Genomic DNA, 26,263 nt, shown 5'->3' with positions numbered 1-26,263 from the left:
CCTCAGGTCTGCGCTGGGGTCTCCTGGCGCGGAGGCGAGCCCGACCGGTGCGCCCGCACGATGCGCCAGACGCCGATGGTCAGCAGCGGCACCGCGAAGACGGCGATGAAGCCGTAGGCCATCAGGGTGTACCCCTGGGCGACCAGGGCGATGATGCCGACCTGGGACAGCAGCGCCCCGGCGAGCACGACCCCTCCGGTGAACAGCGCCGACTGCAGCCGGGTGAGCCGGCGCCGGCCCAGTTCGGCGAGGGTGTCGTCGACCCGGTCCACGATGGCGTGGGTCGAGCCGGTCGCCGTCTCGATCAGGGTGAAGATGACCACCGCGGCGAACACCGCGACCAGGGCCGGCCCGCCGACCGACTGCAGCATGACCAGCCAGGGCACCTCGGCGCCGAGCACGTCGTCGTCCGGGTAGAAGGCCAGCAGGCACAGGTAGGTGAGCACGAACGGGATGATCGACAGCACCCCGGTGACCAGGCCGCCGAGGACCGCGTCCCGGCGGCGCCGCTGGCGGTGCAGCGTGAACAGCACGGCGGGCATGACGGTCAGGTTGTAGCCGACGTACAGCAGCCCGACCCCGACGGCGGCCAGCGCCGTCGCTCCCTCGCTGTAGGCGGAGGTCCCGCTCATCAGGGTGTCGGTGGTGTCGCCCCAGCGCTGGGTCAGCACGGTGACGGCGAACGCGAGGTAGGCGACGTAGAGCACGACCGTGCCGACCGACTTGGCCTTCTCGATGAAGGCACCGCCGTAGAAGTTGAACAGCGCCACGGCGCCGATGACCAGGACCACGCCGACCCACCCGGGCAGCCCGATGGTCTGCTCGCCGATCGTGCCGGCGGCCGCGGCCATCACCGCGATCACGATGACGACCATGATGAGGAAGAGCACGTCGAAGGCCAGCCAGAACGGCCCGATCAGCGCCTTCATGAACGAGCGGTAGTTGTAGACGTGGAAGGTCCGGGCGAACTCGTAGGCCAGCCCGGACATCAGCGCGAAGCCCAGCAGGACGGCGGCGATGCTCCACAGCCCGAGCACGCCGAAGCGGGCGCCGTACTGCACGACCTCCCGGCCGGTGGCGTAGCCGCCGCCGATCAGCACGGACTGGAAGACCACGGCCGGCAGCACGTAGCGGCCGTACCGCCCGCCCATCAGCCCAGGCCCGGATGACGTCTGGTGGGGCGTACCGGCCATGCGGCTCACCTGCTCGACTCGACGCAGTTCGGGACCTGTCTCGTTCCGGTGGGGGGACGACCCTGCCACGCCGGCCCGTCCGAGACCAGGTTTGCCAAGCCCCGATCGCACGGCCAGGGTGGGGGTCCGCCGCCCGGAGCAGTCCGCCGACGAGGAGCGATGCCGATGGTCCGCGACACCGTGGCCGTGACCTGCTGGCCCCAGGAGCTGCGCCTGCGGGACACCTTCACCATCGCCCGCTCCTCGACCGACACCGAGGAGGTACTCGTCGTCCGGGTCGAGGCCGGCGGCGTGACCGGCCACGGCGAGGGTGCCCCGGTCGCCTACGCGGGCGAGTCGGTGGCCGGCATGGCGACGGCGGTGCAGGACCACGGCGCGGAGCTGCTCGGGCACGACCTACGGGACCTGGAGGGGATCGCCCGCCGGCTCCGCGCCTGGGACGGCCCGCAGGGCGCGAAGATGGCGCTGGACGGCGCGGCGCACGACTGGGCCGGCCGGCACGCCGGGCTGCCGGTGTGGCGGATGCTCGGCCTGGACGGCGTCCAGCCCCCGACCAGCTTCACGATCGGCATCTCCACGGTCGAGGAGACCGTCGACCGGGTGCGCCGGGCGCCGGGCTTCGAGGTCTACAAGGTCAAGGTCGGCGGTCCGGACGACCTGGCGCGGCTGGCCGCGATCCGGGAGGTCTCCCCGGCGCGGCTGCGGGTCGACGGCAACGAGGGCTGGACGCTGGACGGCGTCCGTGAGCTGCTGCCGCAGCTGCGGCAGCTGGGCGTGGAGATGATCGAGCAGCCCTTCCCGCGCGCCGACCTGGACGCCTACGCCCGCTACCGGGAGCTCCCCGACCGGCTGCCGGTCTTCCTCGACGAGAGCTGCACCGACCTCGGCTCGGTCGCCCCGGCCGCGGGCCTCGCGGACGGGATCGTGGTGAAGCTGGCGAAGTGCGGCGGGATCCGGGAGGCCCACCGGATGGTGCACGCCGCCGCGGCGCTGGGGTTGCGGGTCATGCTCGGCTGCATGATCGAGTCCCAGCTCGGCATCGCCCAGGCCGCCCAGCTCGGCCCGCTGGCCGACCTCGTGGACCTGGACGGGCACCTGCTGATCGCCGACGAGCCGTTCACCGGGCTCGGGTTCTCGGCCGGCCGGGTCGTGCTGCCCGACGCACCCGGGTTCGGCCTCACCCCGGCGGAGGCCCGATGAGCACCAGCGGAGGCCCGATGAGCACCGAGCGGCTGGCCGTGCTCAGCGCCGGCCAGCTCGCCGAGTCCTACGCCAAGACCGCCCACGGGGTGCTCCGCTACGGCCCGCGCGAGGTGGTCTGCGTCGTCGACGAGGTGCACGCCGGACGCCGGGCGGTCGACGTCGTCCCGTTCTGCGACCACCCGGCCCCCGTCGTCCCCGACCTGGCGGCGGCAGCCGCGCTCGGGGCCACCACCGTGCTGCTGGGGGTCGCCCCGCTGGGCGGCCGGCTGACCCCGGCGTGGCACGCCTTGCTGGCCGAGGCCCTGCGGCTGGGCATGGACGTCGAGGCCGGGCTGCACACCGACCTGCGCACCGATCCCACGCTCGCCGCCCTCGCCGCCGAGCACGGGGCGCAGATCCGCGACCTGCGGGCGGCCCCGGACGACCTGGACGTGCCCGCCGGCGAGCCGGTGCCCGCCCGGGTGGTGCACACCGTGGGCTCGGACTGCGCGATCGGCAAGATGAGCGTCGTCCTGGAGCTGGACCGCGCCGCCCGGGCCCGGGCGCTGGCCTCGGTCTTCGTGGCCACCGGCCAGACCGGGGTGGCCATCTCCGGTTGGGGCATCGCGGTGGACTCGGTGGTGTCGGACTACGTCGCCGGCGCCGCCGACCGGCTGGTCCGCGAGGGCGCCACCCGCGGGGACCTGCTCTGGCTGGAGGGGCAGGGCTCGATCTACCACCCGGCCTACTCCGGGGTCACCCTCGGCCTGCTGCACGGCGCGTCGGCCGACGCGCTGGTGCTCTGCCACCGGGCCGGGCGCACCGAGATCGCCGACTACCCGCAGACGGCCTTGCCGCCGCTGGCCGGGATCGTCCGCGGCTACGAGCAGGCGGCCGGCTGGGTGCGGCCGTCACCGGTCGTCGCGGTCGCGCTGAACACCGCCGGGCTCTCCGACGAGGACGCGCGGGGCGCCGTCGCGGCCGCCGAGGCGGAGACCGGCCTGGTCGCCGACGACGTGGTCCGCTTCGGCCCCGACCGGGTGCTGGACGCGGTGCTGGCCGCGCTGGCCTGACCCGGGACGGCGCGGGGGGCGTCACCCCGCCGGGTGGCTCACCGGTCGATGGTCACGTCGTTGAACGGGAGCATCGGCTCGACCCACGGGAAGACGACGAGCAGCAGCAGCGCGCAGACGGCGAGCGCCAGCAGCAGGGAGAGCAGCGCCTTGCTCGTCCGGCCGCCCGGGAGGGTCCGCCAGATCCAGCCGTACATCAGGAGTCCTCTCCGCCCTCGAGCAGGGCCGGCGGGCCGTCGGGCGCATCCACCTTGGCGACCGGGGCGCCGTCCAGGCCGGCGTGCACGATCAGGCGCTGCCGCGCGGAGTACTTCGGGTGGCAGGTGGTCAGCGTCAGGTACGTGCCCGACGGCGCCGCACCGGCCGTGCCCGGCGTGGGGGCGATGACGTCGACGTCGGACGGCCGGACGATCTGCTGGCCGGGGATCCCGCTGGGATCGGTGGCGAAGTCGCCGGTGGCCGGGTCGCCGAGCACCCGGTACACGAACCACGCGTCCGCGGTCTCCACCACGATCGGGTCGCCCGGCCGGAGCTGGTCGAGGTCCATGAACGGCGAGCCCTTGCCCACCCGGTGCCCGGCCATGGCCAGGTTGCCGGGCTGCCCGGGCATCGCCGTCCCGGCGTAGTGGCCCGGCCCCTGGGACAGCTGCGCCTCGTCGGTGCCCTGCAGGACGACCTGCTGGTAGTCCTCGCCCAGCCGCGGGATGCGCAGCACCGCGAGCGGCTCGCCGGCCGCCGGCTCGACCAGCACCGGGAGCACGGCCGTGGGCTCCGGGGCGTCCGCCCAGACGTCGCGGATCTCCTCGGTCAGCTGCTCCTGCCGGCGGTCGTTGAGCAGGTCGGTGACGTAGACCTCGTAGACGACGAACAGCAGCAGGACCAGCCCCGCCGTCACCATCAGCTCGCCGGCGCCACGGGTCAGCAGCCGCCAGACGGGCTCCCGCGTGCGCTCCACCGGCGGGGGGTCCGGCTCCCGGGTGAGCTGATCCGACAGGAAGCCCGGGTCCCGGTCGGGCTCCTCCGACAGGAGGGGCATCGCGCGGCCGGGGCTCACCTGCTGCATCGGCTGCGTGTCCATGACGGTGCGATGCTAGGTGAGCAACGCCCCGTCACCGTGCGCCGCGCGGGAGCTCAGGACGGACGGATCGTCCCCAGCAGGTGCTCGGTGCCCGCCGTCGCGTTGCGGACGGCGACGTCCCAGCCGCCCCCGGCCTGCTCGGTCGACAGCGTGACCGTCGCCGGGAGCAGCAGCGGCTTGCGGAACGCCACGTCCACCGACAGCGCCTCGGGCAGCCGGCCGGCCAGCGCCGCCAGCGTGCGGCTCGTGACCCACATGCCGTGCGCGATCGCCCGCTTGAAGCCGAATGCCTTGGCGGTGACCCCGGAGAGGTGGATCGGGTTCACGTCGCCGGAGACCGCCGCATAGCGGCGACCGGTGTCGGCGGGCACCTGCCACTGGGCGTTGACGCGCTTCAGCTCCCCCACCGACACCGAGACGTCGGCGTCCGGTGCGCCGTCGGGCGCCGTCGCCCCGCGGGCCAGGTACGTGGACCGGCTGCGCCAGACCTCCGCACCCCCGGCGGAGACGGTGGCGCAGAGGTCGACGGTCGCTCCGCGCACGTGCCCGGCGAACCGCTCGGCCCACACCTCGACGTCCAGCGCCGCGCCGATGCCGATCGGCGCCAGCTGGTCGATCTGGTTGCGCACGTGCACGAGACCGGGCAGCGCGAGCGGGAACGCCCGGTCGGTCATCAGCGCCACCTGCAACGGGAAGGCGAGCAGGTGCGGGTAGGTCACCGGCAGGCTGTCGGCGAGCGGGAACCGGCAGACCCGGGCGTAGTCCGCCAGGTGCGCCGGGTCGACCTCGACGCCGAGCCGGGCCAGCCGGGTGTCGGGCAGGTCGCCGCCCCGGCCACGCGCGGTCAGCGCGGCCCGGGCGAACAGGGCCGGCAGCGCCGGCGGGGCGTCGAGCACGGTGCGCGTCACGTCAGGCCCCCAGCAGCGACTGGCCGCAGACCCGGACGACCTGGCCGTTGACCCCGGCGCTGCCCGGCTGGGCCAGCCAGGCGATCGTCTCGGCGACGTCGACCGGCAGCCCGCCCTGCTGCAGCGAGTTGAGCCGGGAGCCGACCTCGCGGGTGCCCAGCGGCATCTTCGCGGTCATCTCGGTGACGATGAAGCCCGGTGCGACGGCGTTGATCGTGGCCCCGCGCTCGGCGAACTCCGGCGCCCAGCTGCGCACCATGCCGATGACCCCGGCCTTGGACGCCGCGTAGTTGGTCTGCCCACGGTTGCCGGCGATCCCGGACTGCGAGCTCACGCTGACCACCCGGGCGTCGGGCTTGAGCGCTCCCTCGGTGTCCAGCAGCGCCTGGGTGATGTCCAGCTGCGCCTGCAGGTTCACCGCCATCACCGAGTTCCAGCGGGCGGCGTCCATGTTGACCAGCAGCTTGTCCCGGGTGATGCCGGCGTTGTGCACGACGACGTCCACCCCGCCGTGCCGGGCCACCAGCTGGGCAGCGAGCCGCGGGCCGGCGTCGTCTCCGGTGATGTCCAGCGCGACCGCCGTCCCGCCGACCTCGTTGGCCACCTGGGCCAGCTGCTCGCCGGCCGCCGGCACGTCCACGGCGACGACGTGGGCGCCGTCCCGGGCCAGCACCCGGGCGATGGCCGCACCGATGCCGCGCGCCGCACCGGTCACCACGGCGACCTTGCCGGCCAGCGGCTGCTCGGCGTCCGCGGCGTCGGGCAGCTCGGCGGTCGTGACGGCGAGCACCTGGCCGTCGACGTAGGCCGAACGGCCGGAGAGGAAGAACCGCAGCGGACTGGCCAGCGAGGCCTCCGCGCCCAGGGGCACGTGCACCAGGTTCGCCGTCGACCCGCTGCGCAGCTCCTTGGCCAGCGACCGGACCAGCCCCTCCAGCGCCTGCCGGGCGGCGGCCTGGGCCGGGGAGGACGTCCCCGCCGGCGGGTCGGCCAGCACCAGCACCCGGCCACTGGGGGCCAGCCGCTTCACCGCGGGCGCCAGGAAGTCGTGCGCGGCGGCCAGGTCGGTCGGCCCGGTCAGCCCGGTGGCGTCGAGCAGGACGGCGGCCAGTCGCTCACCGTCGGTGCCGCCGTCGACGGTGACCGGGGAGACGACGGTGACGCCGTCGTCCTTCAGCAGCCGGGTCAGCTCATCGCGGAGCCGGCCCTCCCCCGCCGAGCCGACCACCGCGGCGCCGGGCAGCAGCGGCTGCCCGGGCTCGTACCGGCGCAGCTCCGCCGGCCGGGGCAGGCCCAGCTGCTTGGTGATGGTCGTGCCGACGCCGGAGTTGGCGAAGTCGCGGTACCAGTCGCTCACGTGAGGGTCCTTCCGTGGTGCGGGAGATGGGATCGCTCGCCCGGGTCGAGCCGCCTCATCTGAGGTTGAGCCGCGACGTGGCACGGCTCAACCTCAGGTGGACCGGGTTGACCCGGACGGCCGACGGGCCGGACGGCGGGGTCAGGACTCGAGGATCGCGACGACGCCCTGGCCACCGGCGGCGCAGATGGAGATCAGGCCGCGCTTGCCCGGGCCCGCCTCGTGCAGCGTCTTGGCCAGCGTCGCGACGATCCGGCCGCCGGTCGCGGCGAACGGGTGCCCGGCGGCCAGCGAGGAGCCGTGCACGTTGAGCTTGGCCCGGTCGATCGAGCCCAGCGGCGCGTCCAGCCCGAGCTTCTCCTTGCAGTACTCGGGGCTCTCCCAGGCCTTCAGCGTCGCGAGCACCGTGGAGGCGAACGCCTCGTGGACCTCGTAGAAGTCGAAGTCCTGCAGGGTCAGCCCGTTGCGGGCCAGCAGCACCGGCACCGCGTAGGCCGGGGCCATCAGCAGCCCCTCGCCGCCGTGCACGTAGTCGACCGCGGCGGTCTGCGCGTCGACCAGGTGGGCCAACACCGGCAGGTCGTGCTCGGCGGCCCACTCGTCGGAGGCGAGCAGGACGGCGGAGGCACCGTCGGTCAGCGGGGTCGAGTTGCCCGCCGTCATCGTGGCGCCCTCGCCCTGCCCGAACACCGGCTTCAGCTTCGCCAGCTTCTCCACCGAGGTGTCCGGGCGCAGGTTCTGGTCGCGGGTGAGGCCGAGGAACGGCGTCACCAGGTCGTCGAAGAAGCCACGGTCGTAGGCCGCGGCGAGGTTGTGGTGCGAGCGGACGGTGAGCTCGTCCTGCTCCTCCCGGCCGATCTCCCACTCCGCGGCGGTGATGGCTGCGTGGTCGCCCATCGCCAGGCCGGTGCGCGGCTCGGCGTTGCGGGGGACCTCGGGGATCAGCTGCCCGGGCCGGATCCCCGCCAGCGCGGAGAGCCGCTGCTGCAGCGTCTTGGCGTTGTTGACCGCCAGCAGCACCCGCCGCATGTCCTCGTTCAGCGCCATCGGCGCGTCGGAGGTGGTGTCGACGCCCCCGGCGATGCCGGACTCCAGCTGCCCCAGGGCGATCTTGTTGGCGACCAGGACGGCCGCCTCCAGGCCGGTGCCGCAGGCCTGCTGGACGTCGTAGGCCGGCGTCGCGGCCGACAGCCGGGAGCCCAGCACGCTCTCCCGGGTGAGGTTGAAGTCGCGGGCGTGCTTGAGGACGGCGCCGGCGACGACCTCGCCCACCTGCTGACCCTGCAGCCCGAAGCGGGCGACGAGCCCGTCGAGGGTGGCGGTGAGCATGTCCTGGTTGCTCGCCCGGGCGTAGGCGCCGTTGGAGCGGGCGAACGGGATGCGGTTGCCGCCGACGATCGCGGCCTTCCGGGTCTGCGGTGCCATGGGGACCTCCAGGAACACCCGGAGGGGCCAAAGTCGCGACTTCGGCCCCTCGGGGGCAGTCGATGCGGGACGGACTGAACGGTACCGAGAGTATCAGGTACCGTCGGTTGCGTGAACACGGAGACGGCGGCCGGCCGGCGCGATCGACGGGACTCGCGCTGGGACGAGCACCGCCGGGCACGCCGCGAGCAGCTGGTCGACGCCACCCTCGCCGCGGTCGGCAAGCACGGCGCCGGCGTGGGCATGGAGGAGATCGCGGCCGAGGCCGGCACCAGCAAGACCGTGGTCTACCGGCACTTCGCCGACCGCAGCGAGCTCTACGTCGCCGTCTGCGCGCGGGTCGCCGAGCAGCTCACCCGCAAGCTGCGCGAGGCGATGGGCAGCAGCGACCACCCCCGGCAGATGGTGACCGCCGCCGTGGAGACCTACCTGGCCTTCATCGAGGCCGACCCCGAGGTCTACCGCTTCGTCGTCGGGCAGGCGCTGGTCGACCGCCCGGTCGATGCCGACCCGATCAGCAGCCTGTCCGACCTGGTCGGTGACGAGGTCGGCGCGCTGGTCGGCGCGGCGCTGACCAGCGCCGGGCAGGACACCGCCGCGGCCGCCCCCTGGGGGCACGGCCTGATCGGGTTGGTCCGGGCCGCCGCCGACTGGTGGTTGCGCGCCGACCGCCCCATGCCCCGCGCCGAGCTGGCGACCCACCTCACCGACCTGGCCTGGCTGGGCCTGCGCGGCGTCGTCACCCCGGACCCCTCAACCCAGACCCTCGCGAGTCCGATGGAGGAATCATGACCAGCACCCCCACCCCCCTGACGCCGGTCGACCCCGCCCGGCTCACCGAGGTCCTCGACGGTCGCTGGGCGCAGGTGCGCCGCGACAGCCGCGAGCAGCTCGGCGATGCCCGGTACGCCCCGGTGTACGGCGAGTCGATGACCGAGGCGCGGGAGCGGATCACCGCGCTGGCGGCGGAGCTGGCCACCACCGGCCGGGTCTCCCTCGGCTTCCCCGTCGAGTACGGCGGCGCGGACGACGCCGGCGGCTCGGTCACCGCCATCGAGATGCTCGCCCAGGCCGACCTGTCGCTGATGGTCAAGGCCGGCGTGCAGTGGGGGCTGTTCGGCGGGGCGGTGCAGGCGCTGGGCACCAAGCGCCAGCACGACCGGTACCTGCCCGACATCATGAGCTTCGCGCTCCCCGGCTGCTTCGCGATGACCGAGACCGGCCACGGCTCCGACGTCCAGCAGCTGCGCACCACCTGCACCTACGACCCGGCCACGCAGACCTTCGACCTGCACACCCCGCACGAGGCCGCGCGCAAGGACTACATCGGCAATGCCGCGAAGGACGGCCGGATGGCCGTCGTCTTCGCCCAGCTGGTCACCCAGGGCGAGGGACGGGGTGTGCACGCGTTCCTCGTCCCGATCCGGGACGCCGACGGTGCCCCGGTGCCCGGCGTGACGATCGGCGACGACGGCCCCAAGGCCGGGCTGCTCGGGGTGGACAACGGGCGGCTGACCTTCGACCACGTCACCGTGCCGCGCGACATGCTGCTCGACCGCTACGGCCAGGTGGCCGCCGACGGGACCTACACCAGCTCGATCGAGAACGAGACCCGGCGCTTCTTCACCATGCTCGGCACCCTGGTGCGCGGGCGGGTCAGCGTCGGCGGCTCGGCCGGGTCGGCGACGAAGGTGGCCCTGGAGATCGCCGTCCGGTACGGCGACACCCGCCGCCAGTTCTCCGCCCCCGGCGAGGACCGGGAGGTCGTGATCAACGACTACCTGGTGCACCAGCGCAAGCTGCTGCCCGCGCTGGCGACGACCTACGCGTTGAGCTTCGCGCAGGAGGAGCTGACCTCCACCATGCACGACGTGCTCGGGAGCGCCGACGTCGACGAGGCCGCGCAGCGTGAGCTGGAGTCCCGGGCGGCCGGGCTGAAGGCGGTGACCACCTGGCACGCGACCCGGACCATCCAGCTCTGCCGGGAGGCGTGCGGCGGGGCGGGCTACCTGGCGGAGAACCGGCTGCCCACGCTCAAGGCCGACACCGACGTCTTCACCACCTTCGAGGGCGACAACACCGTGCTGATGCAGCTGGTCGCCAAGGGCCTGCTCACCGGCTACCGGGACGCGTTCGGCTCACTGGACGGCTGGGGCCGGGCCGCGTTCGTCGCCGAGCAGGTGCGCGAGACGGTGCTGGAGCGGACGGCGGCCCGCGGGCTGATCCAGCGACTGGTCGACGCCGTGCCCGGCCGGGACGAGGACGTCTCGATGCTGGACCGGGGCTGGCAGCTGGCCGCGTTCGAGGACCGCGAGAAGCACGTCCTGGAGAGCGCGATCCGGCGGCTGCGCGGCGGCGCCGCGGCCAAGAAGGACCGGCCGTTCGAGATCTTCAACGACGTGCAGGACCACGTGCTCGCCGCGGCCCAGGCGCACATCGACCGGGTGGTGCTGGAGGCCTTCGTCGCCGGCATCGAGCGCACTCCCGACCCGGCCGCGAAGGCGCTGCTGGCCCGGGTCTGCGACCTCTACGCACTGAGCACCATCGAGGCCGACAAGGGCTGGTTCCTCGAGCACGGCCGGCTCACCCCCACCCGGGCCAAGGCGCTGACCGGGGTGGTGAACGACCTGCTCAAGGAGCTGCGGCCGCACATGCGCACCCTGGTCGACGCCTTTGCTATCCCGGAGGCCTGGCTCAACTGCGCGATCGTGGCCGAGGAGCCCGGCCGGCAGGAGGCGATGGCCGCGCACGACGCCGCGCTGCGCGCCGGCGGGGCCCAGCCCCAGCAGGCCGCCACCGCGACCGACCTGGAGATGGCCCCCGCCCAGTGAGAGGACCCTGCTGCCCCCCACCGCTCGCAAGCTCGCGATGGGCCCCTGCAGCAGGGCCGTTCCGTCAGCTCGGGCCGGCCTCCGGGTGCACCGCCGGGGCCGGCTCGATCCCGGGCGGCACGTGCTGCGGGCCGGCCTCGGCCGGCCTCGGCACGCCCTGCGGGTGCAGCCGGACCGCCAGCAGCGCGACGTCGTCCTCGGTGTCGGGCAGGTACATCCGCTGCAGCAGCCGGTCGCACAGCTGCTGCAGCGGCAGCTCGGTGAGCCCGGCCAGCACCCGGCACAGCTCCGCGATCCCGGCGTCCAGGTCCCGGTCGCGCCGCTCCACCAGACCGTCGGTGTAGAGCAGCAGGGTGCCGCCGCGGCCGATGACCGCGACCCGATCGCTGCGCACGGTGTCCGGGTCGACCCCGAGCAGCAGGTCCGGGTCGCCGCCGTCCAGCACGGCCACCTCGCCGTCCGCGCTCAGCAGCACGGGCGGCGGGTGCCCGGCGGTCGCCCAGCGGATGCGGGTCTCGGCTGCCGCCAGCTCCGGGGGGTCCTGCTCCAGCCGGGCGATCAGCGCGGTGGCCATCACGTCGAGGTCCAGCCCGGAGCTGGCCCGGTCGAGGCCGGTGAGCACCTCCGCCGGGGTGCCGCCGGTGTGGTGCCCGATGCCGCGCAGCAGCCCGCGCAGCTGGCCCATCGCCGCCGCCGCCCGGCTGTCGTGCCCGACGACGTCCCCGATCACCAGCATGGTCGCCCCGTCGGGCTGGACAAAGGCGTCGTACCAGTCGCCGCCGACCTCGGCCCCGGCCGCGGCCGGCACGTACCGGACGGCGATCTCGCAGTGGTCCGGTGCCGGCGGCGCAGTCAGCATGCTGCGCTGCAGGGTCTCGGCGAGCTGCCGCTGCTGACCGAAGAGCCGGGCCTGCTGGAGCGCCACCCCGGCCCGCCGCCCGAGCTCCAGGGCGGTGTCCAGCTCGACGTCGGTGTGCTGGCCCCGTTCGGCGCTCAAATACAGGCCCAGCGCCCCGAGGGTGCGACCGCGGCTGACCAGCGGGACGACGATGCCGGAGTCGGGCTGCAACCGGGCCAGCCGCTCGCGGGAGGCCGGGTCCGGCAGCGCGCGGGCGACGTAGGCGGCGTCCAGGCCGGGCACCCGCAGCGGCCGTCCGGTGCGGGTGACCACCCGGGCGGCGGCGTGCTCGGTCATCCCGCCGACCATCGCGCGCACGTAGTCGGCCAGCTCCGCCGACCTGGCCCGGTCGCGGTGGGCCGAGGCCAACTGGCGCATCCGGCCGTGCTCGTCGGTGACGACGACCCAGCACCAGTCGCCGAGCGCAGGCACCACGAGCTCGGCCAGCCGGCCCAGCTGCTCGGTGATCTCGAGGGTCCCCGAGAGCACCCGGCCGGTCTCGGCCAGCAGCTCCAGCCGGACGTTGGCCGCGGCCATCTCCGCCAGGGCTGCGTCCCGCTGGGCGTCCGCGTGCAGCCGGGAGATGCTCAGCCCGATCTGGGCGGTGAGCGCCTGGAGCAGTTCGAGGTCCTCGGGGGTGAAGACGTGGTCCTCGGACCACACCGCGGTGAAGCTGCCCAGCAGCCGGCCCTCCAGCCGCAGCGGCAGCGCGGCGAGCGCCCGGACCCCGACCAGGTCACCGACCTCGGCCATCCGCGGGAAACGGGCCACCGCCGCCGCCCGGTCGCCCAGCAGCACCGGCTCACCGTGCCGGGCCACGTACTGGGTGGGGAGCTCGTCGTCGAGCGGGAGCTCCACGCCCGCCTCGGACAGGACGGCGTCGGTGCCCGACTCGACGGCGTCGACGAGGCGGCGGGTCATGTGCAGCCGGAGCGGGCCGCGGCCGGCGGCGAAGACGGCCAGCGCGCTGGCGTCGGCGCCGAGCACGGCCGCGCCGCGCAGGGCCGCCTCGGCCAGCTCCGACATCCGGTCGGCGTTGGCCAGGTCGGCAGCGACCTCGGCGATCACCGCGGCCCGCTGGACCGCAGCCAGCCGCAGCCGCGCCTGCTGCCGCGCCTCGGTGACGTCGACGGTGGTACCGAGCAGGCGCACCGGCTCACCCGACTGGTCGCGGCCCACCCGGCCCCGGGAGACCGTCCAGCGCACCTCGCCGTCGGTCCGCAGCACCCGCATCTCGACGACGAACTCACCCGTGCCGGCCAGGGCCACGTCCATCGCCTGCTGCACCGCGGCGTGGTCGCCGGGGTGGATGTACTGAGCCATCACCTCGTCGCCGGAGACCGTGACCGGGCCCGGGAGCCCGAAGATCGCGGCATTCCGCTCGTCCCAGGTGGTCACCCCGGTGCGCAGGTCGCGCTCCCAGCTGCCGACCTCGCTGGCCTCCAGCGTCAGCTCCAGCCGGCTCAGCGAGGAGCGCACCGCGATCGAGGCGGCGACCAGCTCCAGCTCGGTGACGACGGTGGCGGCCACCTCCCCGGCGAGGACGACGTCGTCCTCGCTCCAGGACCGGGGCTCAGGGGAGATCAGGGTCAGCGCGCCCACCACGTCACCGGCGGCGAGCACCAGCGGCACGGACAGGCAGCTGCGGACCTCGCCGGAGGCCACCGCCGGCTGTCCGGCGACCCGCGGGTCGGCGGCGGCGTCGGGCACCACCAGTGGTGCCCGCAGGCGTGCGGCAACGCTGCCGGGCACCTGGTCCAGCGGGGTGGCCGAGCCCAGCGCCGTCGGCCGGCCGCAGCCCCCGACCCGCACCGCGACGTCGGTGAGCAGCACGACCTGCGCCGTCGGGACGGCCAGCAGCCGGCTGGCCAGGCGGGCCAGCCGGTCGAACGGGGCACTCCCGGGGAGTTCGACGAGCAGTCGTCGGGCCACCGCGACGCGGGCCGGGTCGGCCAGCGGGTCGGGTTCGACAGGCGTGCTCGGTGCGGGCACGGCTGGCAGCCTCCCTGCTGGCGCCGGACAGGCCGGACACGGGTGCCGGCGGCCGCCGGCAGGCCCTGCTCGTCGCGGGCTGCCCCATGCTGGCACGTCCGGCGCACCAGGCCCGGCACCGGCGGCCGGAGCGGTGTCCCCCCTGGGGTGGGGGCGGCCTCAAGCAGGTCGGCGGCGCGGCCGATGCAGGGGAGGTGACGTCGACCCTCCCGGACCGCTGGGACTGCCGCCCGCTCCTCGCGGGCGAGGAGGACCTGACCATCGTCTTCCAGCCGATCGTCGACCTGGCCTCGGCCACGGTCGCCGGGTACGAGGCGCTCGCGCGGTTCCCGGGCACCGCCTCCCCGGACGTGTGGTTCACCGCCGCCGCGGAGGCCGGCCTGGGCGCCGAGCTGGAGGCGCTCGCCTTGCGGAAGGCACTGGCCGCCCTGCCGGACCTGCCGCCCAACACCTTCCTGACCGTCAACGTCAGCCCGCACGTGCTGGGCAGCGCGCCGGTCGCCGCCGCCCTCGCCCAGCCGGCCACGCTGCGCCGGGTGGTCGTCGAGCTGACCGAGCACATGCCCACCCCGGACCTCGCGGCGCTGCGGGAGCAGACCGCCGCGCTGCGCGGCCGCGGTGCGCTGATCGCCATCGACGACGCCGGCTCCGGCTACGCCGGCCTGCAGCAGCTCGCCGAGGTGCGCCCGCAGCTGGTCAAGCTGGACCGGGCCCTGGTCGCCGGCGCGGACACCGACCCGGTGAAGGCCGCGCTGGCGGAGATGGTGGGCACCTTCACCAGCCGGATCGACGCCTGGCTGCTCGCCGAGGGCGTGGAGACCGTGGGTGAGCTCGCCGTCTTCGCCCGGCTCGGCGTCCCACTGGCCCAGGGCTGGCTGTTCGGCCGCCCCGCAGCGCACTTCGCCCCGCTCTCCCCCGAGGTCACCCAGCTGGTGCGCACGCAGGTGGCCCGCGCCCAGCTGACCGAGAGCGTGGCCAGCCTGCTGCGCCCCCTCCGCCAGCGGGAGGCCTTCGACGGCGACGACGGCCCGCCGCCCTACGTCGTGCTGGACCGCGCCGAGGTGCCCACCGAGCTGGTGCTCGCCGACCCGCGGACCGGTGCGCCGTACCGGGCGCCGGTGTCGCTGCGCGTGCACCCGTCGGCCGGGGTCACCGAGACCCTGCAGCGCGCGCTCACCCGCCCGCCCGTGCACCGGTTCGACCCGGTGCTGTGCACCGACCGCAACGGCGCCGTCCTCGGCCTGCTGCGGATCGAGGACCTGGCGTCCGCCGCCGCCACCTGAACCACCGGGGGCCCTGACCCCGCCCCCGGTGCACCACCCCGTACCGCCGCCCGGCGGACGGGTCCCGCACCACCCGCGCACTGGAGCCCGCATGAAGGCCTTCGCCTGCGGGGACGTCGTCCCCGGCTGCACCGTCACGTTCACCGGCCCCGACGAGGACGCCGTCCTCGGTCAGGTCGCCGCGCACGCGACCGCCGACCACGGGCTGGGCAGCGTGCCGCCGGAACTGGTCGGCCAGGTCCGCGCCCACATCGTCTCGGTCTGACGACGACCCCGGCCCCCCGCGGGGCCGGGGTCCCGTCGTCAGCGGCTGGCGTCGGTGAGGCGCTGCCGCTGCTCGTCGGTGAGCACCAGGTCGAGCATCGGCAGCAGGTCGGCCAGCTGCTCGACCGAGCGGCCGCTGGCGATCGGTGCGGTGACCGACGGCTGGTCGGCCAGCCAGCGCAGCGCGACCGCGGCACCGGTGACGGTGTGGGCCTCGGCGACCTCGGCCAGCGCGGCCAGCACCCGGTCGCCCTTCTCCCCCACGTACTGCGCGGCGCCCTTGGCCCGCGGCGAGTCGATGGCCTCCCCCGCCCGGTACTTGCCGGTCAGGAAGCCGCGGGCCAGCCCGAAGTAGGGCATCGACCCCAGGCCGCGCTCGGTCACCACGCCGGCCAGCTCTGCCTCGTACGCCTCGCGCTCCATCAGGTTGTAGTGCGGCTGCAGTGCGACGTAGCCGGTGACGCCCAGCTGCCGGGCGGTGTCCAGCGCCTCGGTCAGTCGCTTCGCCGAGTAGTTCGACGCCGCCGCGTACCGGACCTTGCCGGCCTGCACCAGCTCGTCGAAGGCGGTGAGCGTCTCCTCCAGCGGGGTCGTCTCGTCGTCGTAGTGGGCGTAGTACAGGTCGATGGTGTCGACGCGCAGGTTGCGCAGCGAGCGCTCGGCCGCCGCCCGGATCTCCGGGGCGGAGAGCGGGTGCTCCTTGTCCCCCGGCGACGCCTTGGTGGCCACGATCATCCGGTCGCGCACGCCGCGCTCGGCCATCCAGTTGCCGAGGATCGTCTCGGAGACGCCGTCGCCGTACATCTCGGCGGTGTCGACGAACGGCGACTGGGTGCTGGGGACGGCGTCGTGGAAGCGGTCGAGCAGGGCGAAGGACGTCGGCTCGTCGGCCGTCCAGCCGAAGACGTTGCCACCCAGGCAGAGGTCGCTGACGGTCAGATCGGTCCCGGGGAGCTGAGGCATGAACCCAACGCTAGGACGCCCGCGGGGAGGACGCGCGCCGGACCGAACGGTCCCGGGAACGTGACGGTTGTGACCAGCGAGCAGGAAAACCCCGGAAATCCGGGGTCACAGCTCGCCAACACCCTGGTCGGCATGGCAACGTGCCCGCCGTTCCTGGTCGACGACGGGGTCGGCCAGCTCCGCCCACCGGACCCCCGCTGCGCACCTGGTGTCCAGCGAGTTGGCACGCTGGAGACCCGGAGGTCCACCTGGACGACGGGGGAACGCCCCCGGTCCGACCAGGCACGACACCACGACTGCGCCCATCCCGCACCGGGATGGGCTGCTCCACCACCGCGAGAGGAACACCATGAACAAGGCCGAACTCGTCTCTGCCATCTCCAAGCGCGTCGACGTCCCCGCGTCGACCGTCGACTCGGTGATCAACGGGCTCCAGGAGGAGCTCGTCGAGGCCATCACCCGGGGCGACAAGGTCGCCGTGCCCGGCCTGCTGACCGTCGAGCGCGCACAGCGCTCGGCCCGCACCGGCCGCAACCCGCAGACCGGTGAGTCGATCGAGATCGCCGCTGCGCACACCGCCAAGGTGACCGCCGGCTCCAACCTGAAGAAGGCTGCTGCCGCCGTCCCGGTGCAGTGAACTGAGGCCCCGCCCCGGGGCCGCACCGAGCACGACCCCGACGCCCCCGTCGCGCTCCTGGCACCCCGTGCCAGGATGCCCGGCGGGGGCGTTGCTCATCGGGGAGCGGGCCCGCGACGAGCGGAGTGCCCGCGTGACGGCTGTGCAGACCGACCTGTCCGTGACCACCGACCCGGCCGAGGTCGGGCTGGACGCCGGCCGGCTGCAGCGGCTGGACCGCCGGCTGGCCCGCTACGTCGACGAGGGCCAGCTGCCCGGGTTCCTCGTCACCGTCGCCCGGCACGGCCGGCTGGTGCACGTCGGCCGGCACGGGCAGCGCGACGTCGAGGCCGGGCGCCCGGTCACCGACGACACCCGCTGGCGGATCTACTCGATGACCAAGCCGGTCACCTCGGTCGCGGCGATGTCGCTGTACGAGGAGGGGGCCTTCGAGCTCACCGACCCGATCAGCCGCTGGCTGCCCGAGTTCGCCGAGACGCGGGTCTGGACCGCCGGCCCGGCGCAGAAGCCGGTGACCGTGCCGCTGATGGAGCCGATCCGGGTCTGGCACCTGCTGACGCACACCTCCGGACTGACCTACGGCTTCCACCACGCCCACCCGGTCGACGGGCTCTACCGACTGCGCGGCCACGAGTGGGGCTCCCCGCCCGGGGCCGACTCCGCCGAGGTCGTGCGCCAGTTCGCGGAGATGCCGCTGCTGTTCCAGCCGGGCACCGAGTGGAACTACGGCGTCTCGACCGACGTGCTGGGCCGGCTGCTCGAGGTCATCGCCGGCAAGCCGCTGGACGAGGTGTTCGCCGAGCGGGTGTTCGAGCCGCTGGGCATGACCCAGACCTCCTTCGGACTGCGTCCGGAGGACGACGTCGACTCCCTCGCCCAGCTCTACGGCCCCGGGGTGACGCTGCTGCCGGCCCCGTTCGCGCAGGCCGCGCTGCGCAAGCCCACCTTCCTCGCCGGCGGCGCCGGGCTGGTCTCCACCGCCGGTGACTACCTGAGGTTCGTCGAGATGCTGCGCCGCGGGGGGTCGATCGGGGACGACCCGGACGCCGGCCGGGTGCTGGGCTCGCGCACCGTCGCGCACATGGTGCGCAACCACCTCCCCGGCGGGCTGGACCTGGAGTCCGCCGGCCGGCCCCTCTACGCGGAGACCCCGTTGCGCGGAGTCGGCTTCGGGCTGGGGTTCTCCATGGTGCTGGACCCGGTGCGCTACGGCGGGGTGTCCAGCGTGGGCACCTACAGCTGGGGCGGGGCGGCCTCCACGGAGTTCTACGTCGACCCGGTGGAGGACCTGACGGTCACCTTCTACACGCAGCTGCTGCCCTCGAGCACCCTCCCGGTGCGCGCCCACCTCCGCCCCCTGGTCCAGCAGGCCCTCCTCTGACGAGGCACAGGAGGCTTTTCACCCGGTTCACGAGCCGATACCGAGTGAAGAGCCTCCTGTGCCTGATACGAGGATGAGCGCATGGAGTCCCGTCACGTCCTGTTGCCCGACGAGCGCACGCTGCACGGGTACTGGGACCCCGCGCTCCCGCCGGCGCTGACCGTCGAGCCCGGGACGACGGTGCGCATCGGCACGCTGGACTCCGGCTGGTCGACCGGGCCGTACACCGGCGCGGACACCGCGGCCGACCTGGCCGTGCGGCCCCGGCACGGGGCGTACGACCCTGCCGCCGGGCACGCGCTCACCGGCCCGGTCTGCATCGAGGGCGCCGAACCGGGGCAGGTGCTGGCCGTCCGCATCGACGACGTCGTCCCGGGCGCGTTCGGGACGACGTACTGCGGGCTGCGGTCGACCGCGCTGAACGAGCGGCTCGGGGTGACGGCGTCACCCGTCGTCCACCGCTGGACGCTGGACGGCACCGCCGGGACCGGCCGCAACCAGGCCGGGCACTCGGTCGCCCTGCGGCCGTTCCTCGGCGTGATGGGCGTGCCGCCGGCCGAGCCCGGCCAGCACTCGACGATCCCGCCGTACTGGCACGGCGGGAACATCGACTGCCGCGAGCTGGTCGCCGGGGCGACGCTCTACCTGCCGGTGACCGTGTCCGGCGGGTTGCTGTCGGTCGGGGACGGGCACGCCGCGCAGGGCGACGGTGAGGTGGCCGGGACGGCGATCGAGTGCCCGATGGACGCCGTCGACCTGACCCTGGACGTGCTGCCGGACCTCTTCGGCTCCCCGGTCACGACGCCGGTCGCGAAGACCCCCGCCGGCTGGGTGACGATGGGCGTGGCCGACGACCTGGACGAGGCGATGGCGATCGCGCTGGACGCGATGCTCGACGTCATGGCCGCCCTGCACGGCATCGGCCGCTCCGACGCGCTCGCCCTGGCCAGCGTGGTGGTCGACCTGCGGGTCACCCAGGTGGTCAACCAGGTCGTCGGGGTACACGCCGTCCTCCCCTGGGGCGCCGTCCGCTAGCCCCAAGGGGCCCGAGTCGCGATCTCGGCCCCTACTCGACCACCGAAATGGCCATTTTGGTGGTCGGCGCTACCGGCCGGTGGTGCCGTCGATGCGCTCGCGCAACAGGTCGGCGTGGCCGTTGTGTCGGGCGTACTCCTCGACCATGTGCAGGTAGACCCAGCGCAGCGTCACCTGCTCGCCGTACCGCAGCCCGGCGCTGAGGTCGTCGAGCGAGCCCTGCCCGGCGGCGACCGCCCGGCTGGCCTCGACCTCGGCGGTGAAGGCGGCCAGCTCCGCCGGGACGGCGCTCGCCGGGTCGTCGCCCTCGGCCCCCACCCCGGCGAACTCCGCGTCCTCCTCGTCGGTCCAGTAGACCGTCGGCGCTTGGCGGCCGGCGACGACCCGGGTGAACCAGTACCGCTCGACGTCGGTCAGGTGCCGGAGCAGCCCGCGCAGGCTCAAGGCCGACTCCGGCAGCGCGCGCTCGCCCAGCTGTCCGGGCGTGAGGCCGGCGCACTTGGCCAGCAAGGTCGCCCGGTGGAAGTCCAGCCAGGCCTCCACCGTGGCGCGTTCACCGTCGGAGAACGGCGGGACGACGCGGGTGGGGGCAGGCGGGAACACGGTCACCCGGCCAGTCTGCCGTCGTCCTCAGTCGCCGGTGGCGCCGTCGATGCGCTCGCGGAGCAGGTCGGCGTGGCCGTTGTGCCGGGCGTACTCCTCGATCATGTGCAGGTAGACCCAGCGCACCGACACCTGCTCCCCGCTGCGGCTGGTGCGGCCCCGGCCCACGTCGCCCAGCGAGCCGAACCCGTCGGCGATCTCCCGGCTGACCTGGCACTCCTCGGCGAACCGGGCGAACTCCCGAGCCACCGTGTCCGGTTCGTCGGCGTCCCGGCCCACGCCGTCGAAGTCGCCGTCCGGGTCGTCGGCCGAGCAGTACAGGTCCGGGGCGTCCTGGCCGTCCAGCACCCGGCGGAACCAGCCCCGCTCCACCTCGGTCATGTGCCGCACCAGCCCGCGCAGGCTGAGCGAGGACGGCGGGACCGACCGCACCCCCAGCTGCTCGGGGGTGAGGCCGGCGCACTTGGTCAGCAGCGTGCCCCGCTGGTACTCCAGCCAGGCCCGCACCGCGGGGCGCTCGGCGTCCCGGTACGGCGGGTCGACGCGCTCGGGGGCGTGCACGAAGTCGGTCATGACCGCAGATCATGGCGTGGTTGGCTGTCTCGGTGCTGCGCATCGGTGCCCTCGACGTCCCCGACGGCGGGCTGGTCGTCATGGCGATCGTCAACCGCACCCCGGACTCGTTCTACGACGGCGGTGCCACCTTCGCGCTGGACGCCGCACTGGCCCGGGTCGACCAGGTGGTCGCCGAGGGCGCGGACATGGTCGACGTCGGCGGGGTGAAGGCCGCGCCGGGCGCGGAGGTGGACCCGGCCGAGGAGATCCGCCGGACCGTGGACCTGGTCGCGGCGATCCGCGCCGCGCACCCGCGGCTGCCGATCTCGATCGACACCTGGCGGGCCGAGGTGGCCCGGGAGGCGCTCGCCGCCGGCGCCGACGTGGTGAACGACGCCTGGGGCGGGGTCGACCCGGAGCTGGCGGTGGTCGCCGCCGGAGCCGGTGCGGGGATCGTCTGCACCCACGCCGGCGGGCTGCCGCCGCGCACCCGGCCGCACCGGGTCACCTACGACGACGTGGTGGCCGACGTCGTCCGGCGGACGACGGCGCTCGCCGAGGCCGCCGTGGCCGCGGGCGTGGACGCCGAACGGGTGCTGATCGACCCCGGGCACGACTTCGGCAAGAACACCCGGCACTCGCTGGAGGCGACCCGGCGGCTCGACGAGCTGGTCGCGACCGGCTGGCCGGTGCTGGTGGCCCTGTCGAACAAGGACTTCGTCGGGGAGACCCTCGACCTGCCGGTGGACCAGCGGCTGACCGGCACCCTGGCGGCGACCGCGGTCAGCGCCTGGCTGGGCGCCCGGGTGTTCCGGGTGCACGACGTGGCGGCGACCCGGCAGACGCTGGACATGGTCGCCTCGATCCGCGGCGACCGGCCGCCGGCCCGCACCACCCGCGGCCTGGCCTGAAGAAGGACCTCCCTGCCCCCCGCTCCTCGCAGGCTCGGCGCGGGCCCCTGCAGGGAGGCCGACACCGCGGAGAACTGCACGGATAGGTTGCCGGGCATGGCCGCCACCGGGTTCCACACCGCCGACGAGCTCAACGACCTGCTGCCGGGCACCTTCCCCGGACTGCTCGGCATCGTCGTCGACACCCACGAGCCCGGCCGGCTCACCTCGCACCTGGACGTCCGGCCCGAGCTGCTGGCGCCCAACGGCTACCTGCACGCCGGCACCGTGGTCACCCTCGCCGACACCAGCTGCGGCCTGCCCACCCGGGCGCTGCTGCCCGAGGGGTCCAGCGGCTTCACCACCATCGAGCTGAAGAGCAACCACCTGAGCACGGCCCGGGAGGGCCGCATCTCCGCCGTCGCCACCAACGTGCACGCCGGCCGGACGACGCAGGTCTGGGACGCCGTCGTGACCGCCGAGGCCACCGGGAAGACGCTGGCGCTGTTCCGCTGCACGCAATCGGTGCTCTGGCCTCGATGACCTCTCACCTCCGGCGCTGATGACCCCCCGGAGCTACCGGCGGGTAGCCCGGGTGTGGCGCGCGACACGCCGAGTGTGAGACTGGCGTCACGTGCACCTGAGTCGAGGAGGACCCCGTGGCGTTCGCCAGTCGCTATCCCGATGTCGAGATCCCCGAGCTGTCGGTACCGCAGTTCGTGCTGGCCGGAGCCGCCGAGCGCGCCGACCGACCGGCGCTGATCGACGGCCTCTCCGGCGAGACGATCACCCACGGTGAGCTCGCCTTCTACGTCGAGCGGCTCGCCGCGGCGCTGCACGCCCGCGGGCTGCGCAAGGGCGACGTCGTCGCCGTCTTCAGCCCGAACACCATCTGGTACCCGGTGGTCTTCCACGGGATCGCCGCCGCCGGCTGCGTCATCAGCCCGGTCAACGCGCTCTACACGCCCGAGGAGATCGCCTTCCAGCTGAAGGACTCGGGGGCGAAGGTGCTGGTCACCGTCTCGCCGTTCCTGGACCGGGCACTGGCCGCCGCCGAGCGCTCGCCGGTCGACGAGGTCATCGTGATGGACGGCGCCGAGGGCCACGCCTCGCTGCGCGACCTGCTCACCAGCGGCGCCCCGGCCGTGCAGGTGGGCATCGACCCGGCCGAGGACCTGGTGACGCTGCCGTACTCCAGCGGCACCACCGGGCTGCCCAAGGGCGTCATGCTCACCCACCGCAACCTGGTGGCCAACGTCAGCCAGTCCCGCCCGCTGGCCGGCGTCGAGGAGGGCAACGAGCGGATCATCGCCGTCCTGCCGTTCTTCCACATCTACGGCCTGACGGTGCTGATGAACCAGGGCCTGCAGTGGGGCGGCGCCGTCGTCACCCTGCCGCGGTTCGACCTGGAGCAGTTCCTCCGCACCATCCAGGACCAGAAGATCACCCGGGCCTTTGTCGCCCCGCCGATCGTGCTGGCGCTGGCCAAGCACCCGATGGTCGACCAGTTCGACCTCTCCTCGCTGCGCAGCGTCACCTCCGGCGCGGCCCCGCTGGACGAGTCGCTGGCCCAGGCCGCCCAGGACCGGCTCCGCAAGGGCGCCGCCGAGGGCACCGCGGTGGGCCAGGGCTACGGCATGACCGAGCTCTCCCCCGTCTCGCACACCACGCCCGAGGCCGGGCTCGAGCCGGCCGGCGCCGGGGAGACCCCGAAGGGCACGGTCGGCTACGCGCTGCCCAACACCGAGTGCCGGCTCATCGACCCGGCCACCGGTGAGGACGCCGGCCCCGGCGAGCGCGGCGAGCTGTGGGTCCGCGGGCCGCAGGTGATGAAGGGCTACCTGAACAACCCGCAGGCCACCGCCGAGACGCTCGACTCCGACGGCTGGCTGCACACCGGTGACGTCGCGATCGTCGACGACGAGGGCCGCTACACGGTGGTCGACCGGGTCAAGGAGCTGATCAAGTACAAGGGCTACCAGGTGGCGCCGGCCGAGCTGGAGGCCGTGCTGCTCAACAACCCGCAGATCGCCGACGCCGCGGTCATCGGGGTGCTGGACAAGGAGAGCGGCGAGGAGCTGCCCAAGGCCTTCGTCGTCCGCGCCCCCGGCTCGGAGATCAGCGAGGACGACGTCAAGGCCTACATGGCCGAGCACGTCGCCCCGCACAAGAAGATCCGGCTGGTCGAGTTCATCGACCAGGTCCCGAAGTCGATGGCCGGAAAGATCCTCCGCAAGGACCTCAAGGCGCGCTGACGCGCCTCCCCCACCCCGGCGAGCAGCCGGGGTGGGGGCAGAGGTGACAGAGCTCATCCCTGCTCCCGGCCACTCACAGCGCAGCCCGGAGCCAGTCCACAGGCCTTCCTCAGCTCCGACCGGACGATGACGTGCGGAACACATCCCGCACCCGTCGACCACACCGGTCGGCGGGCATCACCCTGCCCGCCCCAGCTCCCACGAGCCGGCGGGAGCTGGAGGACTTGCATGCTGCTGACCTACGTGCGCCGCGAACTGAGAGGGCGGTTGCGGCAGACCGTCATCGTGGCGGTGGGCCTGGCCCTGGCCATCGCCCTCGTGCTCGTCGTCAACGCCGCCTCCGCGGGTGTCCGGAACGCCCAGGACGACGTCCTGGAGTCCGTCTACGGCGTCGGCACCGACATCACGGTCACCCAGGCCGCCGAGCCCGGCGCCGGCGGCGGCCGCGGGCAGTTCTCCTTCGGTGCCGAGGACGGCACCACCAGCGACGACGGGTCGACCACCGTCGCCACCGATCAGCTGAGCATCGCCCGGGGCACCATGGCCATGAGCAGCGACGTCGCGAGCACCATCTCGGCCGCGGACGGCGTCTCCGACGTGACCGCCACCCTGATGCTGACCGACCAGACCTTCAGCGGTGAGCTCCCCGACCCGGGCTCCGCCCCAACGGGCCCGCCGGCCGGCGGTGGCGGTGGCGGTGGCGGGGGCTTCGGCGGCGGCAACTTCGACGTCAACAGCTTCAGCGTCGAGGGCATCACCCCCGGCGCCACGGCGCTCGGCCCGCTGGCGGGCGCCACCGTCGCCGACGGTCGCGGCTTCACCACCGCCGACGCCGGCGCGGACGTCGCCCTCATCTCCCAGAGCCACGCCGACAGCGCGGACCTGTCCGTCGGCAGCACGATCACCCTGACCGGGACCGCCGTCACCGTGGTGGGCATCCTGGCCAGCGACGACTCGGCCACCACGCTGTCGGACGTGTACCTGCCGATCGACGTGGCGCAGGCGCTGTCCGGGCTGACCGACCAGGTCACCACCGTGTACGTGCAGGGGACCAGCGCGGACACCGTCGACACCGCCGCCGCCGCGATCACCGCCGCGCTGCCCGACGCCACCGTGACCACCCAGTCCGACCTGGCCTCCGGCGTCACCGGCTCGCTGTCCTCTGCGTCCTCGCTGGTGCAGAACCTGGGCAGGTGGCTGTCGATCGCGGTGCTTGCCGCCGCCTTCGGCCTCGCGGTGCTGTTCACCATCTCCGGCGTCACCCGCCGCACCCGCGACTTCGGCACCCTCAAGGCCCTGGGCTGGAGCAACGGCCGGATCGTCCGGCAGGTGGGCACCGAGTCCCTCGTCCAGGGCCTCATCGGCGGCGTCGCCGGCCTGGTCATCGGCCTCGGCGGGATCCTCGCCCTCAACGCGGCCGGGATCAGCCTGTCCGGCACGACCGGTGGCGCCGCGGCGGCGACGGCAGCCGCCGGAGGAGGGGCCGAGGGCCCCGGAGCCGGCGCGTTCGGCGGCACCATGCCCGGCAGGGTCGGCCAGGCGGCGAGCAGCACCGTCGAGACGGTCCTGCACGCACCGATCGACGTGGCCTTCATCGCCACCGGGGTCGGCATCGCCCTGATCGGCGGCCTGCTCGCCGGGGTGATCGGCGGCTGGCGCGCTGCCCGGCTGCGCCCCGCCGCTGCCCTGCGCAGCCTCGACTGACGCCCCCTCCCCCGACAGACAGGACGACACCGCCGTGTACACGCTCACCGACGTCAGCAAGACCTACCGGAACGGCAAGAAGGAGGTCACCGCGCTCTCGCACGTCTCGCTGACCATCCCCGACGGGCAGATGGTCGCCATCCAGGGCCCGACCGGTGGCGGCAAGTCGACGCTGCTGCAGATGCTGGGGGCGCTCGACCGGCCCACCTCGGGCTCGGTGCTGCTCGGCGCCGAGGACCTGGCGGAGGTCTCCAGCCGGCGGCTGACCGAGCTCCGGGCCCGCGAGATCAGCATCGTGTTCCAGGGGTTCAACCTCATCCCGACGCTGACCGCTCAGCAGAACGTGGAGACCGCGCTCGTCCCGCTCGGCGTGAAGGCGCGGGAGCGGGCCGAGCGGGCGGCCGCGGCGCTGGACTCCGTGGGTCTGGCCGAGCGCAGTGGCCACCTGCCGGCGGAGCTCTCCGGTGGTCAGCAGCAGCGCGTGGCGATCGCCCGGGCACTGGTCCGCCAGCCGAAGGTGCTGCTGGCCGACGAGCCCACCGGCAACCTGGACGAAGCCACCCGGGACGAGATCGTGGCGCTGCTGGAGCAGCTGTGGCGGGAGCAGGGGCTGACGCTGATCGTGGTCACCCATGACTCGTGGGTCGCGCGCCGCGCGCAACGGCAACTGCGGATCGCCCGCGGCACGGTCACCGACTCGGGGGTGCAGACCCCCGCCGCCTGACGCCGCGCGTGGTCCCAGGCCTGCCGCGCGCC

The 26,263-nt window shown here is 74.2% G+C and carries 24 protein-coding genes; 14 read left to right on the top strand and 10 right to left on the bottom strand.

The annotated features are described in order from the left end of the window. Window positions 1-2: 2 nt before the first annotated feature. Window positions 3-1,193: a YkvI family membrane protein gene (locus O2W20_RS11465; protein WP_269172494.1), complete on the bottom strand. Its 1,191-nt coding sequence runs from the start codon at window positions 1,191-1,193 to the stop codon at window positions 3-5. 165 nt (window positions 1,194-1,358) lie between these two features. Between O2W20_RS11465 and O2W20_RS11460 the strand changes: the two genes are divergently transcribed. Continuing rightward, window positions 1,359-2,393 (top strand): dipeptide epimerase, encoded by a 1,035-nt coding sequence (locus O2W20_RS11460; RefSeq protein WP_269172495.1) that lies wholly within the window; start codon window positions 1,359-1,361, stop codon window positions 2,391-2,393. Then, window positions 2,390-3,448 carry a DUF1611 domain-containing protein gene (locus O2W20_RS11455; protein WP_269172496.1) on the top strand — a complete coding sequence of 353 codons (1,059 nt, stop codon included), beginning with the start codon at window positions 2,390-2,392 and terminating at the stop codon, window positions 3,446-3,448. The genes O2W20_RS11460 and O2W20_RS11455 overlap by 4 nt, the downstream gene beginning before the upstream one ends. 38 nt (window positions 3,449-3,486) lie before the next feature. Here the strand turns inward: O2W20_RS11455 and O2W20_RS11450 are convergent, their stop codons facing one another. The 5 genes from O2W20_RS11450 to O2W20_RS11430 form a co-directional block, all read right to left on the bottom strand. After that, window positions 3,487-3,645: a hypothetical protein gene (locus O2W20_RS11450; protein WP_269172497.1), complete on the bottom strand. Its 159-nt coding sequence runs from the start codon at window positions 3,643-3,645 to the stop codon at window positions 3,487-3,489. Beyond that, window positions 3,645-4,526 carry a class E sortase gene (locus O2W20_RS11445; protein ID WP_269172498.1) on the bottom strand — a complete coding sequence of 294 codons (882 nt, stop codon included), beginning with the start codon at window positions 4,524-4,526 and terminating at the stop codon, window positions 3,645-3,647. Before O2W20_RS11445 ends, O2W20_RS11450 begins: the two co-directional genes overlap by 1 nt. 53 nt (window positions 4,527-4,579) lie before the next feature. Further along, window positions 4,580-5,434, bottom strand: coding sequence for a MaoC family dehydratase (locus O2W20_RS11440; RefSeq protein WP_269172499.1), 855 nt, complete (start codon window positions 5,432-5,434; stop codon window positions 4,580-4,582). 1 nt (window position 5,435) lies between these two features. Next, window positions 5,436-6,791, bottom strand: a complete 1,356-nt coding sequence (locus O2W20_RS11435; protein ID WP_269172500.1) for a 3-oxoacyl-ACP reductase — start codon at window positions 6,789-6,791, stop codon at window positions 5,436-5,438. A 141-nt stretch (window positions 6,792-6,932) separates the two neighbouring features. Then, window positions 6,933-8,216 (bottom strand): acetyl-CoA C-acetyltransferase, encoded by a 1,284-nt coding sequence (locus O2W20_RS11430; RefSeq protein ID WP_269172501.1) that lies wholly within the window; start codon window positions 8,214-8,216, stop codon window positions 6,933-6,935. A gap of 111 nt (window positions 8,217-8,327) precedes the next feature. Here O2W20_RS11430 and O2W20_RS11425 point away from each other — a divergent pair, with 111 nt between their 5' ends. Together O2W20_RS11425 and O2W20_RS11420 are read left to right on the top strand one after the other, a co-directional pair. Further along, on the top strand, window positions 8,328-9,008 hold the full coding sequence (locus O2W20_RS11425; protein WP_269172502.1) for a TetR family transcriptional regulator: 681 nt from the start codon (window positions 8,328-8,330) through the stop codon (window positions 9,006-9,008). Beyond that, window positions 9,005-11,047, top strand: coding sequence for an acyl-CoA dehydrogenase family protein (locus tag O2W20_RS11420; protein WP_269172503.1), 2,043 nt, complete (start codon window positions 9,005-9,007; stop codon window positions 11,045-11,047). Before O2W20_RS11425 ends, O2W20_RS11420 begins: the two co-directional genes overlap by 4 nt. Window positions 11,048-11,111: 64 nt before the next feature. Here the strand turns inward: O2W20_RS11420 and O2W20_RS11415 are convergent, their stop codons facing one another. Further along, entirely contained in the window at window positions 11,112-13,937 is a 2,826-nt protein-coding gene (locus tag O2W20_RS11415; RefSeq protein ID WP_269172504.1) for a SpoIIE family protein phosphatase, read from the bottom strand. Window positions 13,938-14,131: 194 nt separating this feature from the next. On the opposite strand from O2W20_RS11415, the gene O2W20_RS11410 reads away from it, so the two are divergent. Together O2W20_RS11410 and O2W20_RS11405 are read left to right on the top strand one after the other, a co-directional pair. After that, a complete protein-coding gene (locus O2W20_RS11410; RefSeq protein WP_269172505.1) occupies window positions 14,132-15,220 on the top strand; it encodes an EAL domain-containing protein in 1,089 nt (362 codons plus the stop codon). A 91-nt stretch (window positions 15,221-15,311) separates the two neighbouring features. Next, window positions 15,312-15,485 carry a DUF1059 domain-containing protein gene (locus tag O2W20_RS11405; RefSeq protein ID WP_269172506.1) on the top strand — a complete coding sequence of 58 codons (174 nt, stop codon included), beginning with the start codon at window positions 15,312-15,314 and terminating at the stop codon, window positions 15,483-15,485. A gap of 38 nt (window positions 15,486-15,523) precedes the next feature. On the opposite strand, the gene O2W20_RS11400 is transcribed toward O2W20_RS11405, so the two are convergent. Continuing rightward, entirely contained in the window at window positions 15,524-16,447 is a 924-nt protein-coding gene (locus O2W20_RS11400) for an aldo/keto reductase (protein WP_269172507.1), read from the bottom strand. 349 nt (window positions 16,448-16,796) lie between these two features. Here O2W20_RS11400 and O2W20_RS11395 point away from each other — a divergent pair, with 349 nt between their 5' ends. The 3 genes from O2W20_RS11395 to O2W20_RS11385 all read left to right on the top strand — a co-directional run bounded on the left by O2W20_RS11395 (window position 16,797) and on the right by O2W20_RS11385 (window position 19,500). Continuing rightward, window positions 16,797-17,084 carry an HU family DNA-binding protein gene (locus O2W20_RS11395; RefSeq protein WP_269172508.1) on the top strand — a complete coding sequence of 96 codons (288 nt, stop codon included), beginning with the start codon at window positions 16,797-16,799 and terminating at the stop codon, window positions 17,082-17,084. A gap of 133 nt (window positions 17,085-17,217) precedes the next feature. After that, entirely contained in the window at window positions 17,218-18,465 is a 1,248-nt protein-coding gene (locus O2W20_RS11390) for a serine hydrolase domain-containing protein (RefSeq protein ID WP_269172509.1), read from the top strand. An 81-nt stretch (window positions 18,466-18,546) separates the two neighbouring features. Further along, complete coding sequence (locus tag O2W20_RS11385) at window positions 18,547-19,500, top strand: acetamidase/formamidase family protein (protein ID WP_269172510.1); 954 nt, start codon at window positions 18,547-18,549, stop codon at window positions 19,498-19,500. Between the two features lie 69 nt (window positions 19,501-19,569). On the opposite strand, the gene O2W20_RS11380 is transcribed toward O2W20_RS11385, so the two are convergent. Both O2W20_RS11380 and O2W20_RS11375 read right to left on the bottom strand, forming a co-directional pair. Beyond that, window positions 19,570-20,109: a DinB family protein gene (locus O2W20_RS11380; RefSeq protein WP_269172511.1), complete on the bottom strand. Its 540-nt coding sequence runs from the start codon at window positions 20,107-20,109 to the stop codon at window positions 19,570-19,572. 21 nt (window positions 20,110-20,130) lie between these two features. Then, the gene (locus O2W20_RS11375; RefSeq protein ID WP_269172512.1) at window positions 20,131-20,676 is read right to left on the bottom strand and encodes a DinB family protein; all 546 of its coding nucleotides are present in this window, start codon (window positions 20,674-20,676) and stop codon (window positions 20,131-20,133) included. 11 nt (window positions 20,677-20,687) lie between these two features. Here O2W20_RS11375 and folP point away from each other — a divergent pair, with 11 nt between their 5' ends. From folP to O2W20_RS11350, 5 genes are all read left to right on the top strand, one after another. Then, window positions 20,688-21,569 carry a dihydropteroate synthase gene (gene folP, locus O2W20_RS11370; RefSeq protein WP_269172513.1) on the top strand — a complete coding sequence of 294 codons (882 nt, stop codon included), beginning with the start codon at window positions 20,688-20,690 and terminating at the stop codon, window positions 21,567-21,569. Window positions 21,570-21,665: 96 nt separating this feature from the next. Further along, window positions 21,666-22,091 (top strand): PaaI family thioesterase, encoded by a 426-nt coding sequence (locus tag O2W20_RS11365; RefSeq protein WP_036339350.1) that lies wholly within the window; start codon window positions 21,666-21,668, stop codon window positions 22,089-22,091. Window positions 22,092-22,207: 116 nt separating this feature from the next. Beyond that, window positions 22,208-23,803, top strand: coding sequence for a 4-coumarate--CoA ligase family protein (locus O2W20_RS11360; protein ID WP_269172514.1), 1,596 nt, complete (start codon window positions 22,208-22,210; stop codon window positions 23,801-23,803). A gap of 228 nt (window positions 23,804-24,031) precedes the next feature. Beyond that, complete coding sequence (locus O2W20_RS11355; protein WP_269172515.1) at window positions 24,032-25,507, top strand: ABC transporter permease; 1,476 nt, start codon at window positions 24,032-24,034, stop codon at window positions 25,505-25,507. Window positions 25,508-25,541: 34 nt separating this feature from the next. Continuing rightward, entirely contained in the window at window positions 25,542-26,231 is a 690-nt protein-coding gene (locus O2W20_RS11350; protein ID WP_269172516.1) for an ABC transporter ATP-binding protein, read from the top strand. Window positions 26,232-26,263: the final 32 nt, after the last annotated feature.

It is taken from the genome of Modestobacter sp. VKM Ac-2982, from assembly GCF_026967935.1.
Classification (GTDB): Bacteria; Actinomycetota; Actinomycetes; order Mycobacteriales; family Geodermatophilaceae; genus Modestobacter.
Note: the sequence above shows the minus strand (reverse complement) of the source record. Positions and strands in the feature narration are given on the sequence as shown.

Coding starts and splice junctions, on each gene's coding strand:
- O2W20_RS11465 (WP_269172494.1), bottom strand. CDS start 1,193: ATGGCCGGTACGCCCCACCAGACGTCATCCGGGCCTGGGCTGATGGGC.
- O2W20_RS11460 (WP_269172495.1), top strand. CDS start 1,359: ATGGTCCGCGACACCGTGGCCGTGACCTGCTGGCCCCAGGAGCTGCGC.
- O2W20_RS11455 (WP_269172496.1), top strand. CDS start 2,390: ATGAGCACCAGCGGAGGCCCGATGAGCACCGAGCGGCTGGCCGTGCTC.
- O2W20_RS11450 (WP_269172497.1), bottom strand. CDS start 3,645: ATGTACGGCTGGATCTGGCGGACCCTCCCGGGCGGCCGGACGAGCAAG.
- O2W20_RS11445 (WP_269172498.1), bottom strand. CDS start 4,526: ATGGACACGCAGCCGATGCAGCAGGTGAGCCCCGGCCGCGCGATGCCC.
- O2W20_RS11430 (WP_269172501.1), bottom strand. CDS start 8,216: ATGGCACCGCAGACCCGGAAGGCCGCGATCGTCGGCGGCAACCGCATC.
- O2W20_RS11420 (WP_269172503.1), top strand. CDS start 9,005: ATGACCAGCACCCCCACCCCCCTGACGCCGGTCGACCCCGCCCGGCTC.
- O2W20_RS11405 (WP_269172506.1), top strand. CDS start 15,312: ATGAAGGCCTTCGCCTGCGGGGACGTCGTCCCCGGCTGCACCGTCACG.
- O2W20_RS11400 (WP_269172507.1), bottom strand. CDS start 16,447: ATGCCTCAGCTCCCCGGGACCGATCTGACCGTCAGCGACCTCTGCCTG.
- O2W20_RS11395 (WP_269172508.1), top strand. CDS start 16,797: ATGAACAAGGCCGAACTCGTCTCTGCCATCTCCAAGCGCGTCGACGTC.
- O2W20_RS11385 (WP_269172510.1), top strand. CDS start 18,547: ATGGAGTCCCGTCACGTCCTGTTGCCCGACGAGCGCACGCTGCACGGG.
- O2W20_RS11375 (WP_269172512.1), bottom strand. CDS start 20,676: ATGACCGACTTCGTGCACGCCCCCGAGCGCGTCGACCCGCCGTACCGG.
- folP (WP_269172513.1), top strand. CDS start 20,688: ATGGCGTGGTTGGCTGTCTCGGTGCTGCGCATCGGTGCCCTCGACGTC.
- O2W20_RS11365 (WP_036339350.1), top strand. CDS start 21,666: ATGGCCGCCACCGGGTTCCACACCGCCGACGAGCTCAACGACCTGCTG.
- O2W20_RS11355 (WP_269172515.1), top strand. CDS start 24,032: ATGCTGCTGACCTACGTGCGCCGCGAACTGAGAGGGCGGTTGCGGCAG.